The sequence below is a fragment of the Halobacteriovorax sp. JY17 genome (assembly GCF_002753895.1).
GTDB lineage: Bacteria > Bdellovibrionota > Bacteriovoracia > Bacteriovoracales > Bacteriovoracaceae > Halobacteriovorax.
Genome location: NZ_NJER01000003.1, coordinates 70,871 through 91,615, shown reverse-complemented (window position 1 = coordinate 91,615; position 20,745 = coordinate 70,871). Strand labels below are relative to the sequence as shown.

The window sequence follows — 20,745 nt, the reverse complement described above, 5'->3', positions numbered from 1 at the left end:
CTTATAGAACGCCAAAATCTTTAATTGATACGTTAGCCTCAAGATCTTTTAAAACTTCCTGCTTGAGCTTCTTCGAAAGGATATTCTTAAGAGAAGCATTGTTCTCCTCTATCTCTTTCTCGCTTGCTGAGTCTTTATTATCAAATTTAGATGATTTTACAACGACAATATTGCTGGCTCTATCGAAAGTATAGAGTTTGTCTTGCTCAAGACCGGATTTGAAGATTTCATTTAAATTTGTAGCTTCTAGCTGAATTTGGCCAGAAGATCCATCTAGCTTATTGATTTCTTTTGCCGTTTCGACTTTAAGTCCATATTTTTTCTTTAGAGTACCTAGCTTCTTTGAAGAATTTGCTGCGCTCATCACTTCTTCTTTTACTTTCATGGCAAGGGCTTCGACCTCTACATTCTTACTCTTTCTTATAAGTTCGGTCGCAAGCTGGTTTTGAAACTCTTCTAAAGTTGCAACTTTTGCTTCTTTCTTATCTTCAACAAAAATAATATGGTATCCAAAAGCAGTTTTGACTGGCTTAGATATTGTTCCCGGCTTCATTGAAAAAGCAACGCTATCAAATTCAGGAACCATTGCACCTCTTGGGAACCATTTTAGATCTCCACCAGTTGCTTTTCCTGCGGCCTCTTCAGTATGTTTCTTAGCTTCAGAGATAAAGTTTTTCTTTGTCAGTTTATTTCTAAGTGTTGTGATGGCCTTAAGCTTTTGCTTTTCATTTTTGTCATCCGTTTTAAAAAGTATATGTCTAGCTTTAACTTGTTCTTGTTGATCTAGAGATGCTTTTCTATCAGTAAATAGTGATTTTACTCTATTGGCATTCGTTTCATCTGCAAGATATGTTGTAACTTCTTCTTTAGTTACTTTTATATCCTTTCTTAGACTTTCTTTGTCTATTTCAATGATATTTGCCTGAATCTTTTGATTTTTAAACTCATTGCTATCTTTAAAGTATGAATTTGAGATAGGCATTGAAGAGAAAAGTGAGTCAGCGCTTACTCCTCTTATTTGATCAATGATACTTTCTTCGAATTGAGTAGGATTCATTCTATTCGCAGCTAGAAGGTCTTTGTAAAGTTTGATGCTAAATTGACCATTTACTTGGAAGTAAGGAAGTTTCTTTATTTCAGCCTTAACTTCTTCTGTACTTGGAATTACGCCAATTCTATCTCCAAAAATAAGGGTAAGCTTACCTTGGATTAAATTTCTAAGTGCTGTTTCTTTGATTCGAAATTGTTGAATCTGTTGAGTTGTTAGGTCTTTACCACCAAATAGGCCGCGGAAAAACTCTAACTGTCTATTGTACTCTCTTTGGTAATCTTCAACTTTTACTAATTCGTCGCCAACCTTGGCCACAGAGTTAGGAGATGTTGTCATACTTTGATATCCAGTGAACATGAAAGAGACAACAATTAAACCAATGAAGATAGTCACAAAAATACTTGAAGATTTTTTTGGAGTAGTTTCATTTTCAGACATAGTGCAAAATCCTTTTAATAATTTATTTTCTTAGGTGCCATATTATTCCACGGACTTATTAAATCCGTAAAGATTATTGGCAGTTGAAGCTTAATTAGTTACTCTTTATAGGACTTCTCTTTAAAAAATAATGAACTCAAGGATGGACCAAGTGAGAATTGGTGAAGGAGAGGGGCAGAAAACGAAGATTATACTCAATGTCTTGGTTTGTGCAGTTGCGTTATACGGTATTTCTACTAAAGACTTTGCGCAGCACAGAACAAGTGCTTTTGAAAATGTAATGATAGATTTCTTTGCTCCCATTCAAAAAAGTGTAACTTTCGTACAAACTAGTTTCAATTCAGTTTTTGAAAACTATATCGCTAACGTAAATGCATCTAAAGATAATGAACAATTAAAAACTAAATTATCAGAGATGAATAGCAAGGTTTTTTCTTTTCGAGAAATGGAACTTGAGAATGTTCGTTTGAAGAAACTCCTAGATTTTGGAGTGGAGCTACCTTATAAGAAAATTCTTGCTCAAGTTGTTGCTCGCGATGCTTCAAGTGATTTTAGAGTTCTTAGGATTAATAAAGGATTAGTTGATGGTTTAAAACTTCAGTCAACAGTTGTGACTGGAGAAGGGCTTGTTGGGTTTATTTATAGACTTACTGATCACTTTGCTGATGTTCTCACAATTTTAGATCCCAATAATAGAGTGGACGCCCTTGTGAAAAGAGTAAGGGCCCATGGAATTGTTGAAGGAGATTCTGACCGCCAGTGTTTGATGAAGTATGTGAAGAGAACGGAACCTATTATTTTAAATGATGAAATTTTAACTTCGGGGTTGGGAAATCTTTATCCTAAGGGAATTCTCATTGGGAATGTCTCTAGGATTGAGAGAGAGTCTTACGGGATGACACAAGATGTGACCATTGCTCCAAGTGTTAACTTTGGAAAATTAGAGGAAGTTATTGTTCTAGTTTCCGATAGTGATGAAAAGAAAGACCTTGAGTGGAATGCTCTCGATAGTAATTCTGAGGGGAAGGATAAGTGAGAACTCAATTTAAAGACTTAATAATACCTCTAATTATTACACTATTGATTTTAATTGTTTTGGAGATTGTGTCGACAGCTCTTCTTCCTGCTTTTGGAGTTCAAAAATATATAATTCCATTTAATATTTTAATAGTACTCTATCTTGGTTTTAAATTAGAAACGCCATTTCTTGCTGTCCTAATATTAATCGTTCAATACTTTCATTCATTTTTCTCAATCGAAGGGTGGGAGTTAGGTACAATTGCAGGCGTTTTTATATGTATTGTAATTTCCTACTTAAGAGATGTCTTACATTTCTCTTCTGCAATTATTACTATTACTGTAACCCAAATATTCCAACTTATCTGGTTTGTGATTGTTTCATCACTTTTCTATCTAAAGACGAATAGCTTTACACTTATTGTTGAAAAAATGTGGCGATTTGTTCCTGAGAGTATTGTGATTTCATTACTGGCTCCATTCTTCTTTGCGATTTTAGATAAAATTTGGAAGACAGGTGGCGAAGGAATGCTTGGAGAAGATGTTTAATGTTTGGTGAAGATGACATCGTACGCTCCCACAAAGGGAGAGCTGAACTCATATTCAATATCGTTGTTGCGTGCTTCATTATTATATTGATAAGGCTGTGGTATCTTCAGATTTATAAAGGTGATGAGTTTTATAAGTACTCTGTTCAAAATCGTCTTAGAAAGGAAACAGTAAAGGCTCCGCGAGGAATGATTTTCTCAAGGAATAATCAATTACTCGTTCAAAACGTTCCTCGTTTTGATGCCATAATCGTTCCGCAGTATTTAACAAATAAGAAAGAAACTCTTGCAAAGCTAGCAAAGATTTTAGGAATGAGTCAGAAATCTGTAAAAGGAATTTTGAGAAAGAACTCTTATCAAGCAAGATATCGCCCAATTATTATAAAGAAGAATATATCTAGAAAAGAAGTTGCTGTTATCGAAACAGAAAACTCAAAAATGCCAGGAGTTAGTGTTCAAACATTTATTTCTAGAGAATATGCAGATAAAGAAATAGGGAGTCATGCCCTAGGGTATATTTCTGAAATCTCTCAGCAGCAAATTCCAACTTATAGAGAAAGAGATCACTATAACTATAAGCTTGGTGACTTTATTGGGCAGGCGGGAATTGAGAAGAATTTTGATTTAGAGCTTCGTGGAGAAGATGGTTATCAATTCATGGAAGTTGATGCTAGAGGAAGAATGAAGAGATTGATTGGCGGGAAGAATCTCTTTGCTGGAATTGAAAATAAGCCAGCGACTCCTGGGAATAATATTCGTCTTACAATTGATAGAGACATGCAGAAAACGGCGTATGACTCTCTTGAAGGAAAAGTCGGCGCAACAGTTGCTGTGGATGTTAACACGGGAGAAATACTTGCGATGGTCTCTAGACCTAGTTTTGATCCAACTGAGTTTTCTAGGGGACTAACAGCAAAATATTGGAAGAAGCTCAGTCAAGATGAATATAAACCAATGACAGATAGAACTATTCAAGAGCATTACTCCCCGGGATCAACTTTTAAAACATTTACTGCTATCGCGGCTCTTGAAGAAAAATTAATTAACCCAACTCAAGAAATTATGTGTCCTCCGACATTTAGACTTGGTCGTAGAGTTTTTCACGACTGGAAGAGAAACGGTCACGGCTTAACTGATGTTTATAAGGCCCTAAGAAGATCTGTTGACGTTTATTTTTATAAAATTGCAACAAAACTTGATATAGATATTCTTTACAAGTACGCAAAGCAATTTGGTTTTAGTACGAGAACAGGAGTGCCTCTTGCTAGAGAGATTCCAGGTCTTCTTCCAAATAAAGAATGGAAGTTAAAGAAGACTGGTGAGCCTTGGCAAAAAGGTGAAACTCTTTCATGTGTTATCGGGCAATCTTATGTTCTAGCAACTCCAATACAGCTTGCAATGGCCTACGCAACGATTGCTAATGGTGGTAAACTCTTGCAACCTCATTTGATTAAGGAGATCTTTTCAAGTGATGGAACAATTAAGAAAAAGTTTTCTACTAAAGTTGTTAATACAGTTACTGTAAGTCCTGAGACTTTAGAGCACGTAAAGAAAGGCCTCTATCAAGTAGTAAATCACAGAAAAGGGACTGCGTGGTGGTATAGAGGGCGTGGAATTAGAATGGCCGGTAAGTCTGGAACATCTCAAGTAAGATCAATGTCTAAGAAAGAATTATTTTCTAGATGCGTAGATATGCCATACAAAGACAGGCATCATGGAATATTTGTTGCTTTTGCGCCATTTGATAATCCAAAAGTTGCAGTTGCCACAGTTGTTGAGCATGGTTGTTCAGGCTCTGGGGCAGCCGCTCCAGTTGTTCGAAATGTTGTAGAGACTTACATGAAGAAGTATGAGCCTGAATTGTACGCAAAATATGAAAAAGAAGATAAAGAGGAAGCGAGGCGAATTTATCTTCAAGAGAAGAAAATAAGGGATGCGGCAGCATTAAAGAAAGAAGAAACGACAGAGGAAGATGAATGAATACATCTGCAATTTTAGAAGCTCTTAAGAAATATGACTTTAGCTTCTTTGGCATTTGCGCAGCAATTTTTTTGATGGGAGTTGTAAATCTCTATTCTGCAACACATGCATCTGTAAGTTCACAAATGGCAAATTTATATAAAGTACAAATTGGATGGTATCTCGTATCTCTCCTTATCGGAGTGATTATAAGTTTTATTCAACCTAAGAACTTCTTTCGTTTTTCCTGGTTAATTTATGGTGTAAATATATTTCTCCTCATCCTTGTTCTAATTTTGGGGCATAAAGGTATGGGGGCACAGAGATGGCTCATCATTGGGCCTATTAGAGTGCAGCCATCTGAGTTTATGAAGTTGTCCTCAATTCTTGTTTTAGCAAGATGGTATGCTAAGAGAGATCCAGATAAAGAGCTTGGCTTCAAACAATTAATTATTCCATTTCTAATAGCTTTTATTCCAACGCTCTTAATTGTTGTTGAACCAGACCTTGGGACAGGACTTTTAATTCTTCTCATCTTCTTTGTAATTTCTTTTTATAGAAAGCTTAAATGGAAGACCATTGCAATACTTGCCATTATCGGAGTAATAAGTGGCGGAGTCATGTATCAATTTGGCTTAAAAGATTATCAAAAAAGAAGAATTGTGACTTTCCTAAATCCTGCAGCAGATGCAAAAGGATCTGGATATAACGCTATTCAGTCAAAAATTGCGATAGGGTCGGGAAAGATTATTGGAAAAGGATTTAGAAAGTCCTCACAGGCTTCTCTAAATTATCTCCCAGAGAATCATACAGACTTTGTATTTTCAATTTTTAATGAAGAGCACGGATTTGTTGGTTCATTATTTTTAATTACCTTATTCATTGTTCTCTTCTATCGATTTATATGGCTGGCGCAGTCTGTCCCCAAGATTTATGAGTCCATTGTCATTATAGGAATTATGTCTATTTTCTTTTGGCATACCTTTGTAAACATGGGGATGGTGACAGGGATTATGCCTATTGTTGGTCTGCCACTTCCAATGATGAGTTATGGAGGGTCAAGCTTGTTAACATTTGGAATGTGTTGCGGTATTGCAACGTCTATCAGTAATTCAAGAAACCTCTTCTAACTTATTGATTTTATGATTAGTGGGGAGACCTTTTTTCTAATGTAAAATCAAGCAATTTCCGATAAGTGAGTTATGAGAATAGCTCACATTTTTACTTCACTACTATTACTTCTAACTATTACTTCTAACTATTACTTCTAACTATTTCTTCGTGCTCTACAACGAGCTCTGTGAAAAGAAGGCTGCCAGCATCTTTAACGGTGAAGGATTCAGAACTGTCTTGTAAGCAAGTAAGTGCTGTTTTTATAGAGACAGATCAAGTAAATGCGGAACTTGCAAATCTTTCAGGCTTAAAATATTTAACTCAGAAATTTTCAGAGATTCAGCATCTTGATAGGTCAAACCTAGTAGCAATACTTTTAAGATATAAGTTAGTTGCTCAAAATAGGGGTAAAACAGTAATTGATATTCCTCTTTCTAAATTAAAAGCGATTCATCCAATTAATAGGGGAGCGTCTCTAGAGAAAACCAAGGCAAGGGCCGCTAATATAAGTGATTTTGTAAGAAAGAATGGAGTACCAGAAGTTATAACGACTGACATTCAAGAGCAAACAATTAAGTCTAGAATGTTAATGAGGGCCGTTAAAACAGATGATGGAAACTATATTGTCTTTGATGGAAACGGAAGATTATTTGCTCTTAGAGAGTTTGCTGAAAATAGTAAAATTGAAGATATACCAATTTCAATTGAACTCTACGATATAGATTATTCTAAAATAAAACATTTAATAGAAATTAGAAGAAAGCATCTCTACCAAACAGGAGAAGATGTAACTGATGTTAAGAAGATACTTTATAAAGATCATATTACTGACTCTGAGTTAGAGGAGATGACTGAGGAGCTTATTTCTCAAAGAAAGAAGTATAGTAAGTTTCAGCAATTAATTGCAGAAAATAGCAAGGCCAAGGTAATGGGGAGTCTTGCTAACGAATTAGATGTAAAAATTAGACAATTCGAAAATGTTAAGCGTTGGAGAGAGTTCGGATACGGACCTGCCTTTAAGGAAGGTATTACTGAGAATGAAATTGAGTTAATGGTGAATAAAAGGGTTCCTCTTGGTTTTACAGAAAGCTCTTTTGAGCAGGCTAAAGATGAATTGGCACTAGCTCTTAAATCTGAAAAAATTGAGTCAGGAAACGTTATCATTGATGGAACTTCTACGACTTTCTATTCAAATAATCCGAATAAGAGATCAGGAAAACATTTTAATGTTAAAGGGCTTGTGAAAAGTGATATCGATTTTAAAATCTATTCCCCGGCCCTTGCTGTTTCCATGAGAGAGTCTAATTACAATTGGAAAGGTTATGAGTCTTATTTCAAGTCTAGATGGATGGAGAGTGAGTTTGAGGCGATTAAAGAGTTTAATAGAAAATGGTCTAAAATCTTAGGACGCAAAGTTACAGTTATTGGTGTCGATAAGGAAATTATGGATGGAGATCAGTACGGTAACTTTATCGTTAATCTCTCAAATCCTTAAGTTCTACTCTTAGTCCATAGTGATCAGAAATGGGGTTGTTTACAAATATTCTTCTAGCATCTATCAAATCAAAGAATGATTTTTGGTAAAAGATATAATCTAACTTACTAACATATTCAGATTTTGCATATGGGTTCTCATTTCCACAATAAGTACATAGCCCTTCTAGCGACGAACTAAATCCTGCTGCAATAAGAGGAGTAAAGAAACTCTTATCTTCTTCTTGGTTAAAGTCTCCTGTGATAATAATAGGAAGATGAGAGAAGTCATTCTTTAAAGTTTTTAAAACAAAAAGTAGCTGATCATCTCTATCACTTCTACCTTCTTCAAAAGGACTTAAGTGAATATTTGCAATATATACTTCTTTCTGTGATGGTAGTTTTACTTTTGTTACAAGCATTGTTCTTCTTCTGAAGACCTTACTGTGTGGAAGCTTAAAATTAAACTTCTTATCATCTTGTGGAAATTTTGAAATTGTAGCGAGGCCTTCTTTAATAATAACTGTATTGTTTGTTCTTACAAAATGACTTTGGAATTCACCTTTATTTAGAATCTCATTATATAAGCTCTTACCTCCAATACTCTTCCATGCTTCTTGGAAGTTCATAATATCGGCTTGATTTGTATTAAAGGAAGTATTCAGGTTTTGAAGTCTTGTTTCGTAATCAGTTGTGTAGTGCCAGAGGTTTTGGGTACTGAGGCTAAAGGAAGCCTGGCTCGATAGAGAGATTAAGACAGCTGCTACTGTGAGTAAGATTTTAGCCATTTGTTCATCCATGAAAAATAGGTTCTATAAATTCTTTCAAACTGGCCCTCTAATGTCAAAACTTACCTGAATTGGCCTACGTTTTGCTTTATATTAGGTAGACTATTAAATTAAATAATAATTACAGGAGGTTAGGTAGATGAAATTGACTAGAGTGTTATCAGTTGTATTATTTTTATTCATTTCAACAAGCTCTGTGACATTGGCCGCAACTTCGATAGGGCAGGTTAGGAATAGTCTTTGGGTTTTCGGTGTTGATAATAGTGTTTCAACTGAAGTCGAAATGGTTGGGCAAGGAATAAGTCAATTTTCAGATCAATTTGATGAACAAGAGTCTGGTGATGATATTGCTTCGCAACAACTTCAAGAAGTGCCGGAAGAGCTAGATATGGCGATCTCAAAGTTTGAGTCTTAGACTTGACTCATTAAGACTAGCGTAGTTATATAGTCTTATTAACATACTAGTCGTAGTCAGTATGTGGTGGGTAAGAGTTATGAAAAGAGTTTCAAATATTGGTAGTTTATTAAAAAGACTCTATAGAATGTATAATTCTCAAATGCTTTCAGTTCTAGAATCTAGAGGTTTCACGGATTTACGTCCAAGTTTTCTCGAAGTACTTCTTTATATTTGTGAAAATGAAGGTCCTTCTATTAAGGACATTGGTCTAGGTTGCGGTTTAAAAAAGCAAACCATGACAAGTCATTTAAATGAATTAGAAAAAAGAGGCTATATTTTTAGACAGGTCAATATCTCTGATAAGAGAGAGCAGAAAATCTATCTCACAGAATACGGTGAAAAGTTTAAGCTTAATTTATTTGAGTGTCTTTCTAATATTGAGCAGAGCTACTCGTTTCTAGTCGGTGAAGTTGAAATGGACAGAATCGAGCATGTTCTCGAAAATTTTCACACAAGACTTACGACGAATCAAATTCAACGAAAAGCTTCAGAGGCTTTTCAAAATCTAACTTTAGACTTTTAATTTTCCAATTACTAAATAGAGCTTTCTTGTTCGGAAACTGTTGGCCAAAATCTATGGCCACCAGAGACATTATTTAAGTTAAAAAAACCTTTTTTGATAAGTAATTCACAAGCTTGAATTGATCTAAGACCTTGTTCAGAAAAAACAAGAATCGGTGTTGTCTTACTATTTATTTCTGCATATCTCGTTTGAAGCTCTTCTAGGGGAATTCGCACACTTCCCTCAAGGTTCTTGCGTGATTTAAAGTCTGGCTTGCTTACATCTAAGACTAGAAAGTCTAGGTTTTGATTTTGATATATTTCAAATGCCCTCTGAGGGGAGAGGTCATTATAAGGTTTCCCCATTAAAATATTTGAATCATCTATAAATTCACCATTTTTAATTCTGATAAGATGGTTTCTTTGAAGAGAAAGAGAGAATTCTAATTTTTCGTCAATTCTAGAAATATTCTTTTCTATATTGCTGAGCCTATTATTCATAAACTCTAACATTTGAAACATTTTTAAATCCATCATTCTTCCTCTTTTAAACAATACTCAATAGGTATTATATAAAAAAGATGGTGTGCAATGGAATAAGGCAAGATATCCCTGACCAAAGAACTCGACTAAAAGACGGGATAGAAGTTACCAAAGTTTATATTTCCTGTAATTACAGTTGTTAAGTAGCATGAAGTGAAGAAGATAGCTCCTTCGTAAACTCCATAACCAATTTCGGCGGTACTATCAACTGCGCCAGCTTTACTTTTTGACGTAGTATTGAAGTCGTCTTGAAGCTTAAAGATAAAGATGAGACCACTTCTAAAAATCGGAATGATTAAAAGAGCTAGAATTAGCTTTAAAATAACATGTATTGAATACCATTTGATATTTAATAATTCGTGATCAAATGAGGAGTTTATGACAAGTGCCCAGCCCCAGATAAATCCTAGGTAGGAAATGCCTACGGCTAAATTCTTTTGAACTAGAAGCCTATTAAAAGATAGTTTAGAAATTAATGAGTAGCTCTTTGTCGAAAAACCAAGAAGAACCATTGAGAGTAGCCATAGGAAGAATAGAATTATAATTGAAGACTGAGAGACAGAGGCTACGCCTTTTAAGATATAGGCTACTGCGATAGAGTTGGAGAATGAGATTAAAGCATAAGAAATATTTTTTCTTTTAATAATTTCATCATGGTATTCAAAATTATAGAGAACAATACTTTCTATAATGTATATAGATACCAGATAAATAAAACTAACTAACGTAGCATGAAGAAAGAAGTCTATTAGGACTAAGTAGAATTTATCAGACATAGTAAAATAAAACTCAGAGAAAATTATTCCAATCCCTATCAGTCTTGAAAATAGATGAATTGTATCGGCAGAGTTTTTAGAAGGAAAAAACCTTTTAAAGATTTGAGTTCTTGAAGAAGGGTAGAGAAAGCTGTGAGCATACTTGTATAGAAACAAGATTCCACACAAGAAAAGTGTAAAAACAATTCGAAGTATTAATTTATCAAATAATTCATTCATAATTTTTATTCTCTATTTTAACTATTCCAGCTTGGAATATGAAATAAACGGTCTATACGCTCTCTGAAGTCAGTCTTTCTCACTTCTTCATCTTTTTCTTTTTCAAGTTTAATTTTTTCTTCTGAAAGAGTTCCATGAGTTCCAAACTCATTATTCTCACCGTAGTAAGACTTGTCATGATCTAGAAAGGCATTGGCTGCATTGAAGAATTGCTCTGTTGGTTTAAAGTTTCCCCAACCAAAAATTGCTGGAAAGTGCCTGTAAGCTCGGTGAAAGTCCCATCCCTTTTCTCCAGAATTTTGCATTTCCCAGTGGCCATAGGCAGGATCTCCGACGTAGAGGATTCCTGGAGGCATTGGAATATCACTTTGAGTATTCTTTTTCTCACCTCTTCTAAATATAGACATTCCAATATTACCCTTATTCTTTTCCCAGAATGAATAAGATGTTCTAACAATTATTGTTTCAGGGTGTTTGAAGCCATGGACAATTTTATACTTTTGGAAATAAGTCTTAATTAAAAATCCTGTTTGAAAACTATCTAGCAGAATAATTGAAATTGGCGCACCAAAGAAGAAGCTTGGAAATACTTTTTCATTTGGAATATAGGCGGCTCTTTTTTCTGATGGTGAAAAACTCTTTGAAAGTCCAAGATAGATTAATGTTAAAAGTATATAGACTGAAATTTTATTCATTTAATACTGCACCTTGGCGCTTGAGAGTTTAAACTATTATCTCTCAAGCGAGTATAACATTCAAGCTAAGACCGAATAAGCTTCTCAATCTCTTTCTTCTGAGATTCTGTAAGACTTTCAAGGTTACAGTGAAGTCTATTAATAGAGTGGGAAGCTGAAAACTTTGTGAATAAGTCGGTCGCTTCATCAATATCAAAGTATTCTTTCTTTTCGCTCCCGTGCATTTTTCGAACAACTTTCATGGAATACTTATTGGAGGAGTTTCCTTCGTTGTAGTATTTAGAAAGACGGCCCTTAGATGAACATCTAATGAAGTCGATGCCTTGATCTTCAAGATATTTTTGAACCTTTTCTAGGTGAGTGACTTGCTCAGGATTAAAGGATTCAAATATTTTCTGAGGAATTTTATTCTTCACTATAAGTTGAGCGTATTCATTGTCACTATTTCTCATAATTTTCATGAGGTAGTGATCATCGTGCTCAATATATTTTTCAATATCTGCTGGAATGGAATATTCCCCTGGAGCAGTTTTGAAATATCTAAAGAGAAGTTGCTCTAAGCATACTGCTCTATAATGAAAGTACACCATTACAAACATATGGTAACGACTTAGTAGAAAGTCATCGAACGTAACAACAGCTCTTTCTGAAATTCCAAGATAGGCCTTATTGTTAATGATTGCAGGTTCCAAATTATCAAGTAACCAATCTAAATCGTATGAGCCATAACTTACTCCACAGAAGTAGCTATCTCTTAAAAGATAGTCCATTCTATCGCAATCAAGTTCACTAGAAACTAATTGATGAAGGATTCCAAAGTAGTCGATCCCATCAATCGTAAAGTAACTTGATTCATCAGTATCGCCCCTAATGAGGTCGGCAATGAACTTTCTTTCAACGCCAAAACTATTTTCTACGTCGGTGAATGATTCTGCAAAAGAGCTATCGGCGATTGCTTTAATTGTATAGTCTTCATGGGTTGCTTGACGGTTTGAATTTTGATCTTTTTCACTTAAAAACCTTGCTGGAATTTTAAGTTCTTTCAACGAAGGCATTACTGATTCAGTAGAGTGAGAAAGAGGTGCGTGGCCAATATCGTGTAAGAGACAAGCAAGTTTAAATGTTTCCTTGAGTTTCATAAAGTCTTTATGATTTCTCTTGTCTTTGAAAAGTTTATCAAAAGCTTTGTCTCCAATATTCATTACTCCAATTGAGTGAATAAACCTTGTATGAGTCGCTCCAGGAAAGACATACTCTGAAAAACCAAGTTGCTTAATATTTCTCAGTCTTTGAAAGAAGTCGTGCTGAATAATCGCAATTTCTTCATCTAGGATATGAATTGATCCGTGTACTGGGTCTCTAACTTCCATCTTCTACCTATGCCTTTTTTTCAAGATTTGATTGATTGTTATTTAGCCATTCAACAATATCCGAAGATTCAAACATTGGAGTATTATTTATATAGAGGCAAGGAACTGTTCTTCTTCCAGTATCGGTAACAAGCCTATTTAAATGTTCTTGTGATTCTTGAATATTACAATATTCAACTTTAATAGCCAGGTCATCTATAGCGCCAAGAACATACTGGCAGAATGGACAAGAGTCATAGTAGAAAAGTTCGAGTTTCATTTTATTACCTTTTTATTTAGTAGAAAAAAGAAAGCCCCCTGTGAAGGGGGCCAAGTCTTATTATAATTCGTCTTTCTTGTCGTCATCCCTATCTAAACCCTTAGCGTAGAGTTCATCTTCATCAAAAGGGTTTATTTCATCCTCATCTTCAGGCTTATCAAATTCGTCATTGTATCCCCATCCATAACCGAAGTTTGCAACTTCATCGTCTTTCTCATCATCTGGGTTGTAGTCATCAAGAGAGTCAGTATTATTTAATGGCTTCTCTTCAATTTCTGCAACGATTTCTGGAGCGAGGTCTTCTTTAACGCCTGGTATTTCTACAGTCAAAACTTCTTTATCTTCTTGTATGAAGACTTCTTCTGACTCTTTAAGATCATCATTTAACTGTAATTGATGCTCTCTCTTATATTTTTCAATGGCCTCTTCTTTAGTAAGTTTCTTTGAGCCAGTTGCTTTCTTTGAAGGAGTTGTAGCTGCCTTCTTCGTCGCTTTCTTCGCTACTTCTTTAGCAGTTTTCTTAGCGACTTTCTTCGTCGCTTTCTTCGCTACTTTTTTAGCAGTTTTCTTAGCGACTTTCTTCGTCGCTTTCTTCGCTACTTTTTTAGCAGTTTTCTTTGCGACTTTCTTAGTTGCTTTCTTTGCTACTTTTTTAGCAGTTTTCTTAGCGACTTTCTTTGTCGCTTTCTTCGCGACTTTCTTCTTTGCCATGGGAGAGTCCTTGTTTTCTATATTTATTATTTATTTAATATTTTTTTCAGAGTATATAAAGAAAATGAGACTTTTTTCAAGTAAATTTAGTGTGTAAGCTCTCCAAATTCACTTAATTGTCCATTTTCTAGCTCGTTTACAATTTTCTTACTCAATAAGTCACTAGGGACCTTGAAGCTAACACTTCCCGAGCTACTACCTGCAGCTTCTGAATATATTGGTTTCTCTTGGTAAGTTCCTTGGCCGCTTTCAGCAAATGCCCTCATGGCGACTAGTTTTGTTGAGTAGTAATTTCTCTTAGCACTCAATATATTACTGTAGACATTGAAAGGGTGGAGTAGTTCTCCGTCATCATTTGAGCCCTGCCTCTTTCCTGGAACATAAGCAGTTAACATGTCTTTATTATTTAAAGGAGCTTTAAAGTCTGTCCCCGCATTTGGTTTAACATAACTTGTCGAATAGTAGTATTTATAGACCTCTCCACCATCATCTGTTTTAGTTTTGATATAGTCCCTAACCATTTCTGCGAGGGGTTTAATATCACATTGTGTACTTTGACCATTGAAGAATTGGTTGAAGCGTGTGGCCATACTAAGTGAGTCACAATTACTTAAGTTTTGAATACCTGCAACTAGAGGATAGATTGTCTCAGCAGCATTTTTGTAGGTATCAGTTCCTGTTGATGGAGTTGCTGCGATCGTAGTTGCAACTTCCTTGAGTGAGTCGAGATACTTCTCAATAGCAGTCTCGTTACTCTTCATAAAATTTTGAATAATGGAAATGATTGCATCAGGAGTTGAGTATAAAGTATCACTTCCCCAGATAGGACCAAAGAGTCTGTAAAGAGTATTTCCAGTAAATGGACTCTGTCCTTTCTTTTTGACTATTGGGTAGGCTGCAAGGTTCTCAGGGTTACTTGTTCCTTCTTCAAAAGTTGGAATCATATAATTAAGAGCTTCATACCTTGTAGGTTGTCTGACGCTTTCAAGGGCCCTTTCAATTTCAACTGCTGTGACTATCGATGGATCTGAAACTTGAAGGTGACTTGCAAACTTAGAGTATTGTTTTGAATCATAAAGTCCAAGCTCTTCTAGAGGCTCAGCAATGGCCGACGTTGTTTCTCTAATAGTTAGAATGGCTCCCTCAGTACTTGTTGTATGTTGAGCAAGATCTCCATAGTTATTATAGTCATAGAGAATATTAGGAATACCAAATTTAACATCAATTCCAGAAGCTGGTGAGCCTCCAATGATCGAAGTAGCACTTTGAATCCAGAAGTCTTGATTATTTGGAATTGGGCGTCCTGCTTTAAATGGACCTGGTGGAACTAAAAGAGCCGATACATATGGAAGAGTTCTATTTTGCGCATTTTCTACTCTAGGAATTAAAGTTGAAGCGTTTTCATCACCAAATCCAAAGAGCATCGGGCCTACTCGTCCCCCGAATGGTTTTGCAGAAGCGTAGGCCTGTAAGGTTATTCCTTTTTCATCACTAAATGGGTAGAAGAGTCCTACGAAATTTGCTTCACCTTTTACTGCGTAGTAGGTGAGTACTTTTGGATTTTTTACATAACCAAAAATATATCCAGGAACAGGAAGTCCTGTCTTTGTTGAACCGCAGTTTGACTCAACAGGAGTCGTACCAACAATAGATTGAATAGCAGTACCATCATTATTAGTAACCATTGTTGTATAAAAAGTAACAAGGTTTAACGGATACGCAATTAAGTCCAGATATCTCTTTTGAGATGGATCAAAAGAAGTTGAACCAAGATTAATATTTGGACTTGGAGGCATGAGTAATCTACTAAGCGTTCCTGTTTTAGCATCAAAAATTTTAGGTTTTAATTCTGTTAGTTTAAATGATCCACTAAACTCATCTTTAATTTCTCCTGACTTGTAAGCACCACCAGATAAATTTCTAAAGGCAGATTTAAAAGCTTTAATAGGACGTTCGTTATATGGATTGCCGAAAGATCCTCCTGCATTATCACTAGCAAGCGCTTCAATTGAAGTACATTCTGAGCTTCCAAAACAAATTGGGTCATCAACGGGAGGTCTATTTACAAGAGCTTCTAGGTTTCTCATTCTAAGAGCTAGCTCCATCGCTTCTATCCAAGCTCCCGTTCTGTGAGTTGCCGCTGCGGGTGTATCACTGAAGAAGTCTTTTCCAATTCCATAGGCCCAAATCATTGCGCTTGCAAAATTTTTTACAGACTTTGTAGAGCAGTTATCAGCTTTAATTTTAGCAATGGTGTTTTCAAAACTCTGATGTTGTTCATCAATTCCAGCAAGACCTGGGGCTTCAAACCTAGGAAGACCCGGAGTAGAGATAAGTTTACAAATATCTTTTGAACCTCCAAAGGCCATACAAGTTGAAGGAAGATTGTAAGGGTCAACTTCAGCAGAACCAGGGAAAGGTGTGAGTCTAAAGCTTGTTTTACTCTTCGTTGCAACTGTTGCAGGTCTGAGCTGGTCGCTGAGCCCTAAGTGGCCAATGACGTAGTATTTAAACATCCACTCTTTATAAGTATTTCTCATTTCCCAATTCATGTAAGAAATGTTGGAGAGTTGTCTCGCTTGGACGGCAGCTCCTGACCAAGCGGCGGCATCTACGGCGTTTTGTAAGTTGATTTTTGCTTTAACAAAGAGACCAACATTAATAATGAATGCCATCATCGTGATGATGATAACCATTATGATTCCTAGGAATATGCTGAGCTGGCCTTTCTCGCCACGGTAGAGCTTTTTCATGAAGGTTTATCTTAGCACTATAAGATACCGATGAAAAAGCTCTGTAATTCAAATTTAAGGAAATTCTTGCCGGGCTCAGTTGGAAACTGGTTTCTTTAAATCAATGCATCTTTGGCACCGGCCTATTGTGAAATCAATATATTGGGCATCGCAAAAATTGGAACGGTTCTTGATATATATAAAGTAAGCTGCGCTGAATTGTCGGTAGCGTAGCGTGGAACGTTGGAGCACGGCTTATCCTATCAACTAGTTTTACTTTCTTCGCACTTAGGTGCATCTAAAACACGTCTTTCTCCGGTGGTCGTGGGGCCATCGGAGCTCTATTTGCGGTGCGTTTGGCAGTTTTTACGCTCTAATATATTGAGACATTTATTGATAGAATACTTTGAAGAACTCTTTTGGAGAGAATATGAGTAAACCAGATTGGCAGCCACTAGAATATAGAACGTATAAACATAAGAATCCGAAGATGGAATTCTTCTGTCCTCTGTGTACAACCAAGAGGGCCTTTCACTCTACGCCTAGGCTTTCAGCAAAGAATTATTTTCAACTGACATTGAGTTCTATTTTGGCAGGAGCCGCTCTATATCCTCTTATGGGGATACGATCTTACTTTGTTTTCTTTATATTCTGGGCGCTTTTTGAGGCGGCAGTGAGAATGAATTTTAGAAAAGAGATTCCTTGTCCACATTGTGGTTTTGATGCGTCTTGGTATAAAAAAGACGTAAAAATGGCGAAGAAAATTGTTCATGAATTTTGGGAGAATAAGAATCCAACTCCTGAAATAAAAGAAAAAATAGAAGACTTTGAAGGGGCTGTTGTGGAGCCCAAGCAGCAAACTTCGACTAATCCATACGCAAGTTTTTAACCACCTAGAATTAAAGTAATTTAAATTTCAATAGTTTAGAAACTCGCGTCTATGACGCGCGTTTGCTCTTTCTAAAAGCTAAGAAAAATCTTTTAAAAGAGAATTTTTCGTAATATTGTTTGAGCGATACAAACACACTTAGCATTGATGAGAAATATCGTAGGTACTCATCATGAGGGGAGAAATCATGAGTGTAAATAAAGTAATCATTTTAGGACGTTTAGGAACTGAGCCAGAGTTAAAGTACACACCATCTGGAGCTGCTGTATGTAACTTCTCTGTTGCAACTTCTGAAGGTTGGACTGACAAAGGTGGACAGAAGCAAGAGAAAACTGAATGGCATAGAATGGTTGTTTGGGGAAAAACTGCTGAACTTTGTAACCAGTACCTTTCAAAGGGTAGGCAAGCTTACTTTGAAGGTTCTCTTCAAACAAGAATGTGGGAAAAAGACGGACACAAGAATTACACTACTGAAATCAACGTAAGAACTGTTCAATTTATCGGTGGAGCTCAAACTGGTGCAAACCAATCTAAAGATAGCGGGAATTACTCTCAGCAACCATCTCAAGATAATAGTGCTATGAACCAAGATTATGATATCTCTACAGACTCTAACTTCACAAGTGACGATATCCCGTTCTAGAAATAAACTAAATAAGTTAAATATTCTAAGCCCGCAGTTTGCGGGCTTTTTTGTTTTTTATTAAGTAAAATTAGCTATTTAAAATAGAAAACAAAAGGAGAAATTCTTAAAGATGTGGACTTAAATTACCGAAAAGTTAGTTAATAAGTAGAGGTAATATGTCTGAATTAACAAGGCAAAAGAATACAAGTTTTTTCTCAGTGGGTTTTGATCTCATTATTTTAGAGAAGCCATTGGCATATGACCTGTATGTAAATTCATCGGCCCATGAAGCTAAGGAGAAATTCGTTAGAGTATTTCCTGTCTGTGGAATTCTCTCTGCTGAAGATATTTCAACTTTTAGAAGAAAGTATCACCAACTGTATATTCCAGAATCACAAAGAGATATGTACTTAAGAAGTCTTACGGACTGTACAGGTATTGAAGATTCTCAAAAAACAGAAGTTATAAAAGACTCTGCAATTCATTACCTAGATACAATTTTTGATCCAACGAAAGAATTTTCTAATGAAGTTCTTACTGAAACAATTAGTGGATGTAGAGATTCAGTAGAGTCGATGGTTGATGTGATCAAAGATTATGACGTCAAGCAAGTTCAAAGTTTAATAGGGGATTTGAGCTTTCATGACTTCTATACTTATGACCACTCTATTAATGTTTCCATGTATTGTATCTCTATGTTTAAAATACTGAGACCAAATGCTGCTAGAGAAGAAATGGTTCTAGCGGGTCTTGGAGGTTTATTGCATGATCTTGGTAAGATTAAAATTCCAACTCATATTATAAATAATGCCGGTAAATTAGACGACGAACAATTTTCAATGATCAAGAAGCATCCTAAGTTTGGATTTGATTTGCTAGAGTCATCGGAGATTGATTGTCCGGGGATCGACTTTTCAATTGTTAAGAGAATAGTTCATGAGCACCATGAGAATTTTGATGGAACAGGTTATCCATCGGGATTAAAGGGAAATGATATTCACTTGCTTGCAAGAGTGACAGCTATTGCTGATTTCTTTGATGCAGTAACAACGAAGAGATCTTATCATGAGGCACTAACACCTGAGGAAGCTCTTGGTATAATGTCTAGAAGTGTTGGTAAGAAAATAGATCCTAAGCTTTTTGAAATTTTTTCTAATAATATTTCAAAGGTTGTTGATAGGGCCCACAATAAAGAACTACCATCTGACTTTGATCCGTGTCAGCCACATGATGTCTTACCATTTAGACAAATAGAGGCTAAGAAGCAACAGTCTAATTTCTTTAAAAAGGAAGAACAGAACTTTGGAAAAGTCGCTGTTGATGATGGTGTTAAAAAGAAAAAGGCCTCTTAAGAGGCCTTTGAACTTATCTTAAATTTAATTATAAATTTACTTCTTCGCTTCTTCTGTCTTAGCTGCAGGAGTTGTTGTTTCTTGTGCCTTTGGCATCATTGCATCATTATTTAACGGAGCAGCAACTGGGGCTTCGCCGTCAAGAAGAGATGAAGATGATTTTGTAGACTGAATTTTTGCTAGAAGAATTGAGTTACCAAGAAATAGAACAGCTAGGATAGTCGTAATTTTTCCTAGAATATTTCCTTGTTGGCTTCCCGAGAAAGTCGAGTCTCCACCACCGCCAGACATAAGACCAGCTTCAGCACCTTTACCAAATTGGAGAAGGACTAAAACAATAAGAAGAACAGAAATAACAATATGGAAAATCATTAGTGAGTGAAACATAATTTTAATACCTTATAAAATCTTAATAAATTGTATCTAGTTAAATATCAAAGAAACGCTTACTTTGGCAAGAAAACGCATCTTGTCGCCAAAAGTTATTTACTTAATTGACATAAGTCTTTGAAACTCTCTCCTTTGAGAGATGCTCCACCGACTAGTGCACCATCAATATCTGTATTTTCAAGCAATCCTTGAATATTATCTGGCTTAACACTTCCTCCGTAGAGAATTGGTGTTCTTGAAGCTTCTAGTGCTTCAACAGACTTTAATTCATTTCTTAGAAAAGCGTGAACTTCTTGAGCTTGCTCAGGAGTGGCAACTTTTCCAGTTCCAATGGCCCAAACAGGTTCGTAGGCTATGAGAATATTTTCTTGATCTGCAGAACTTATACCTTTTAGACCATTTAGGAGTTGGTTTTTAAGGACTGTCTTAAATTCCCCAGACTCTCTCTCTTCTAAGGTTTCTCCAACACATAGAATGGCTTTTAGTCCATTCTCAAGGGCCTTTAGAACTTTTTCATTTAAAAGAGTATCAGCTTCGTTGAAAATAGCTCTTCTCTCTGAGTGGCCAATAATGACAAAGTGAGCACCGAGATCTTTTAAAGACTCTGGGCTGAGTTCGCCAGTATAGGCTCCAGAGTTTTGATTGCTGCAGTTTTGAGCTCCAACTTTAATAGTTTTAATGAGCTCTTTAAGCTTACTGATATGAATGGCCTGTGGAGCAATCCATGCCTCGCATGAGATATCATTCATATCTAGTACTGCGCTTGCAAAAGAGTTAATTTCTGCAAGATTTTGATTCATTTTCCAGTTTCCAACAATATGAGTTTTTCTCATTCTTAA

At 35.8% G+C, this 20,745-nt stretch carries 21 protein-coding genes; 10 read left to right on the top strand and 11 right to left on the bottom strand.

Going from position 1 to position 20,745, the window contains the following annotated elements; all coding sequences use genetic code 11:
- Position 1: 1 nt before the first annotated feature.
- Complete coding sequence (locus CES88_RS12790) at positions 2–1,489, bottom strand: SurA N-terminal domain-containing protein (RefSeq protein WP_290734970.1); 1,488 nt, start codon at positions 1,487–1,489, stop codon at positions 2–4.
- A gap of 151 nt (positions 1,490–1,640) precedes the next feature.
- Here CES88_RS12790 and mreC point away from each other — a divergent pair, with 151 nt between their 5' ends.
- From mreC to CES88_RS12765, 5 genes are all read left to right on the top strand, one after another.
- Positions 1,641–2,525, top strand: a complete 885-nt coding sequence (gene mreC, locus CES88_RS12785; RefSeq protein WP_290734968.1) for a rod shape-determining protein MreC — start codon at positions 1,641–1,643, stop codon at positions 2,523–2,525.
- Positions 2,522–3,055 carry a hypothetical protein gene (locus tag CES88_RS12780; RefSeq protein ID WP_290734966.1) on the top strand — a complete coding sequence of 178 codons (534 nt, stop codon included), beginning with the start codon at positions 2,522–2,524 and terminating at the stop codon, positions 3,053–3,055. The genes mreC and CES88_RS12780 overlap by 4 nt, the downstream gene beginning before the upstream one ends.
- Entirely contained in the window at positions 3,055–5,034 is a 1,980-nt protein-coding gene (gene mrdA / locus CES88_RS12775; protein WP_290734964.1) for a penicillin-binding protein 2, read from the top strand. Before CES88_RS12780 ends, mrdA begins: the two co-directional genes overlap by 1 nt.
- Complete coding sequence (gene rodA, locus CES88_RS12770) at positions 5,031–6,143, top strand: rod shape-determining protein RodA (RefSeq protein WP_290734962.1); 1,113 nt, start codon at positions 5,031–5,033, stop codon at positions 6,141–6,143. The genes mrdA and rodA overlap by 4 nt, the downstream gene beginning before the upstream one ends.
- Before the next feature lie 170 nt (positions 6,144–6,313).
- Positions 6,314–7,621: a hypothetical protein gene (locus CES88_RS12765; protein ID WP_290734960.1), complete on the top strand. Its 1,308-nt coding sequence runs from the start codon at positions 6,314–6,316 to the stop codon at positions 7,619–7,621.
- Here the strand turns inward: CES88_RS12765 and CES88_RS12760 are convergent.
- On the bottom strand, positions 7,602–8,387 hold the full coding sequence (locus CES88_RS12760; RefSeq protein WP_290734958.1) for an endonuclease/exonuclease/phosphatase family protein: 786 nt from the start codon (positions 8,385–8,387) through the stop codon (positions 7,602–7,604). The two genes, CES88_RS12765 and CES88_RS12760, sit on opposite strands and share 20 nt — an antisense overlap.
- A gap of 139 nt (positions 8,388–8,526) precedes the next feature.
- On the opposite strand from CES88_RS12760, the gene CES88_RS12755 reads away from it, so the two are divergent.
- Together CES88_RS12755 and CES88_RS12750 are read left to right on the top strand one after the other, a co-directional pair.
- Positions 8,527–8,802, top strand: a complete 276-nt coding sequence (locus CES88_RS12755) for a hypothetical protein (RefSeq protein ID WP_290734956.1) — start codon at positions 8,527–8,529, stop codon at positions 8,800–8,802.
- Positions 8,803–8,881: 79 nt separating this feature from the next.
- On the top strand, positions 8,882–9,367 hold the full coding sequence (locus tag CES88_RS12750; RefSeq protein ID WP_290734955.1) for a MarR family transcriptional regulator: 486 nt from the start codon (positions 8,882–8,884) through the stop codon (positions 9,365–9,367).
- 11 nt (positions 9,368–9,378) lie between these two features.
- Here the strand turns inward: CES88_RS12750 and CES88_RS12745 are convergent, their stop codons facing one another.
- From CES88_RS12745 to CES88_RS12715, 7 genes are all read right to left on the bottom strand, one after another.
- Complete coding sequence (locus tag CES88_RS12745) at positions 9,379–9,882, bottom strand: rhodanese-like domain-containing protein (RefSeq protein ID WP_290734954.1); 504 nt, start codon at positions 9,880–9,882, stop codon at positions 9,379–9,381.
- A 92-nt stretch (positions 9,883–9,974) separates the two neighbouring features.
- Positions 9,975–10,883 carry a hypothetical protein gene (locus CES88_RS12740; protein WP_290734952.1) on the bottom strand — a complete coding sequence of 303 codons (909 nt, stop codon included), beginning with the start codon at positions 10,881–10,883 and terminating at the stop codon, positions 9,975–9,977.
- Positions 10,884–10,900: 17 nt separating this feature from the next.
- On the bottom strand, positions 10,901–11,578 hold the full coding sequence (locus CES88_RS12735) for a hypothetical protein (RefSeq protein ID WP_290734950.1): 678 nt from the start codon (positions 11,576–11,578) through the stop codon (positions 10,901–10,903).
- Between the two features lie 65 nt (positions 11,579–11,643).
- A complete protein-coding gene (locus CES88_RS12730; protein ID WP_290734947.1) occupies positions 11,644–12,948 on the bottom strand; it encodes an HD domain-containing protein in 1,305 nt (434 codons plus the stop codon).
- 7 nt (positions 12,949–12,955) lie between these two features.
- Positions 12,956–13,207, bottom strand: a complete 252-nt coding sequence (locus CES88_RS12725; protein ID WP_290734945.1) for a glutathione S-transferase N-terminal domain-containing protein — start codon at positions 13,205–13,207, stop codon at positions 12,956–12,958.
- A 60-nt stretch (positions 13,208–13,267) separates the two neighbouring features.
- The gene (locus CES88_RS12720) at positions 13,268–13,918 is read right to left on the bottom strand and encodes a histone protein (protein WP_290734943.1); all 651 of its coding nucleotides are present in this window, start codon (positions 13,916–13,918) and stop codon (positions 13,268–13,270) included.
- Between the two features lie 86 nt (positions 13,919–14,004).
- Entirely contained in the window at positions 14,005–16,671 is a 2,667-nt protein-coding gene (locus CES88_RS12715) for a pilus assembly protein TadG-related protein (RefSeq protein ID WP_290734942.1), read from the bottom strand.
- Positions 16,672–17,080: 409 nt separating this feature from the next.
- Between CES88_RS12715 and CES88_RS12710 the strand changes: the two genes are divergently transcribed.
- The 3 genes from CES88_RS12710 (at position 17,081) to CES88_RS12700 (ending at position 19,516) form a co-directional block, all read left to right on the top strand.
- On the top strand, positions 17,081–17,539 hold the full coding sequence (locus CES88_RS12710; protein ID WP_290734940.1) for a hypothetical protein: 459 nt from the start codon (positions 17,081–17,083) through the stop codon (positions 17,537–17,539).
- A 187-nt stretch (positions 17,540–17,726) separates the two neighbouring features.
- Positions 17,727–18,182: a single-stranded DNA-binding protein gene (locus tag CES88_RS12705; RefSeq protein WP_290734938.1), complete on the top strand. Its 456-nt coding sequence runs from the start codon at positions 17,727–17,729 to the stop codon at positions 18,180–18,182.
- A 158-nt stretch (positions 18,183–18,340) separates the two neighbouring features.
- Positions 18,341–19,516 (top strand): HD domain-containing phosphohydrolase, encoded by a 1,176-nt coding sequence (locus CES88_RS12700; protein ID WP_290734936.1) that lies wholly within the window; start codon positions 18,341–18,343, stop codon positions 19,514–19,516.
- Positions 19,517–19,552: 36 nt separating this feature from the next.
- On the opposite strand, the gene secG is transcribed toward CES88_RS12700, so the two are convergent.
- Positions 19,553–19,903 (bottom strand): preprotein translocase subunit SecG, encoded by a 351-nt coding sequence (gene secG, locus CES88_RS12695; protein WP_290734934.1) that lies wholly within the window; start codon positions 19,901–19,903, stop codon positions 19,553–19,555.
- Positions 19,904–19,998: 95 nt separating this feature from the next.
- A complete protein-coding gene (gene tpiA / locus CES88_RS12690; RefSeq protein ID WP_290734932.1) occupies positions 19,999–20,739 on the bottom strand; it encodes a triose-phosphate isomerase in 741 nt (246 codons plus the stop codon).
- Positions 20,740–20,745: the final 6 nt, after the last annotated feature.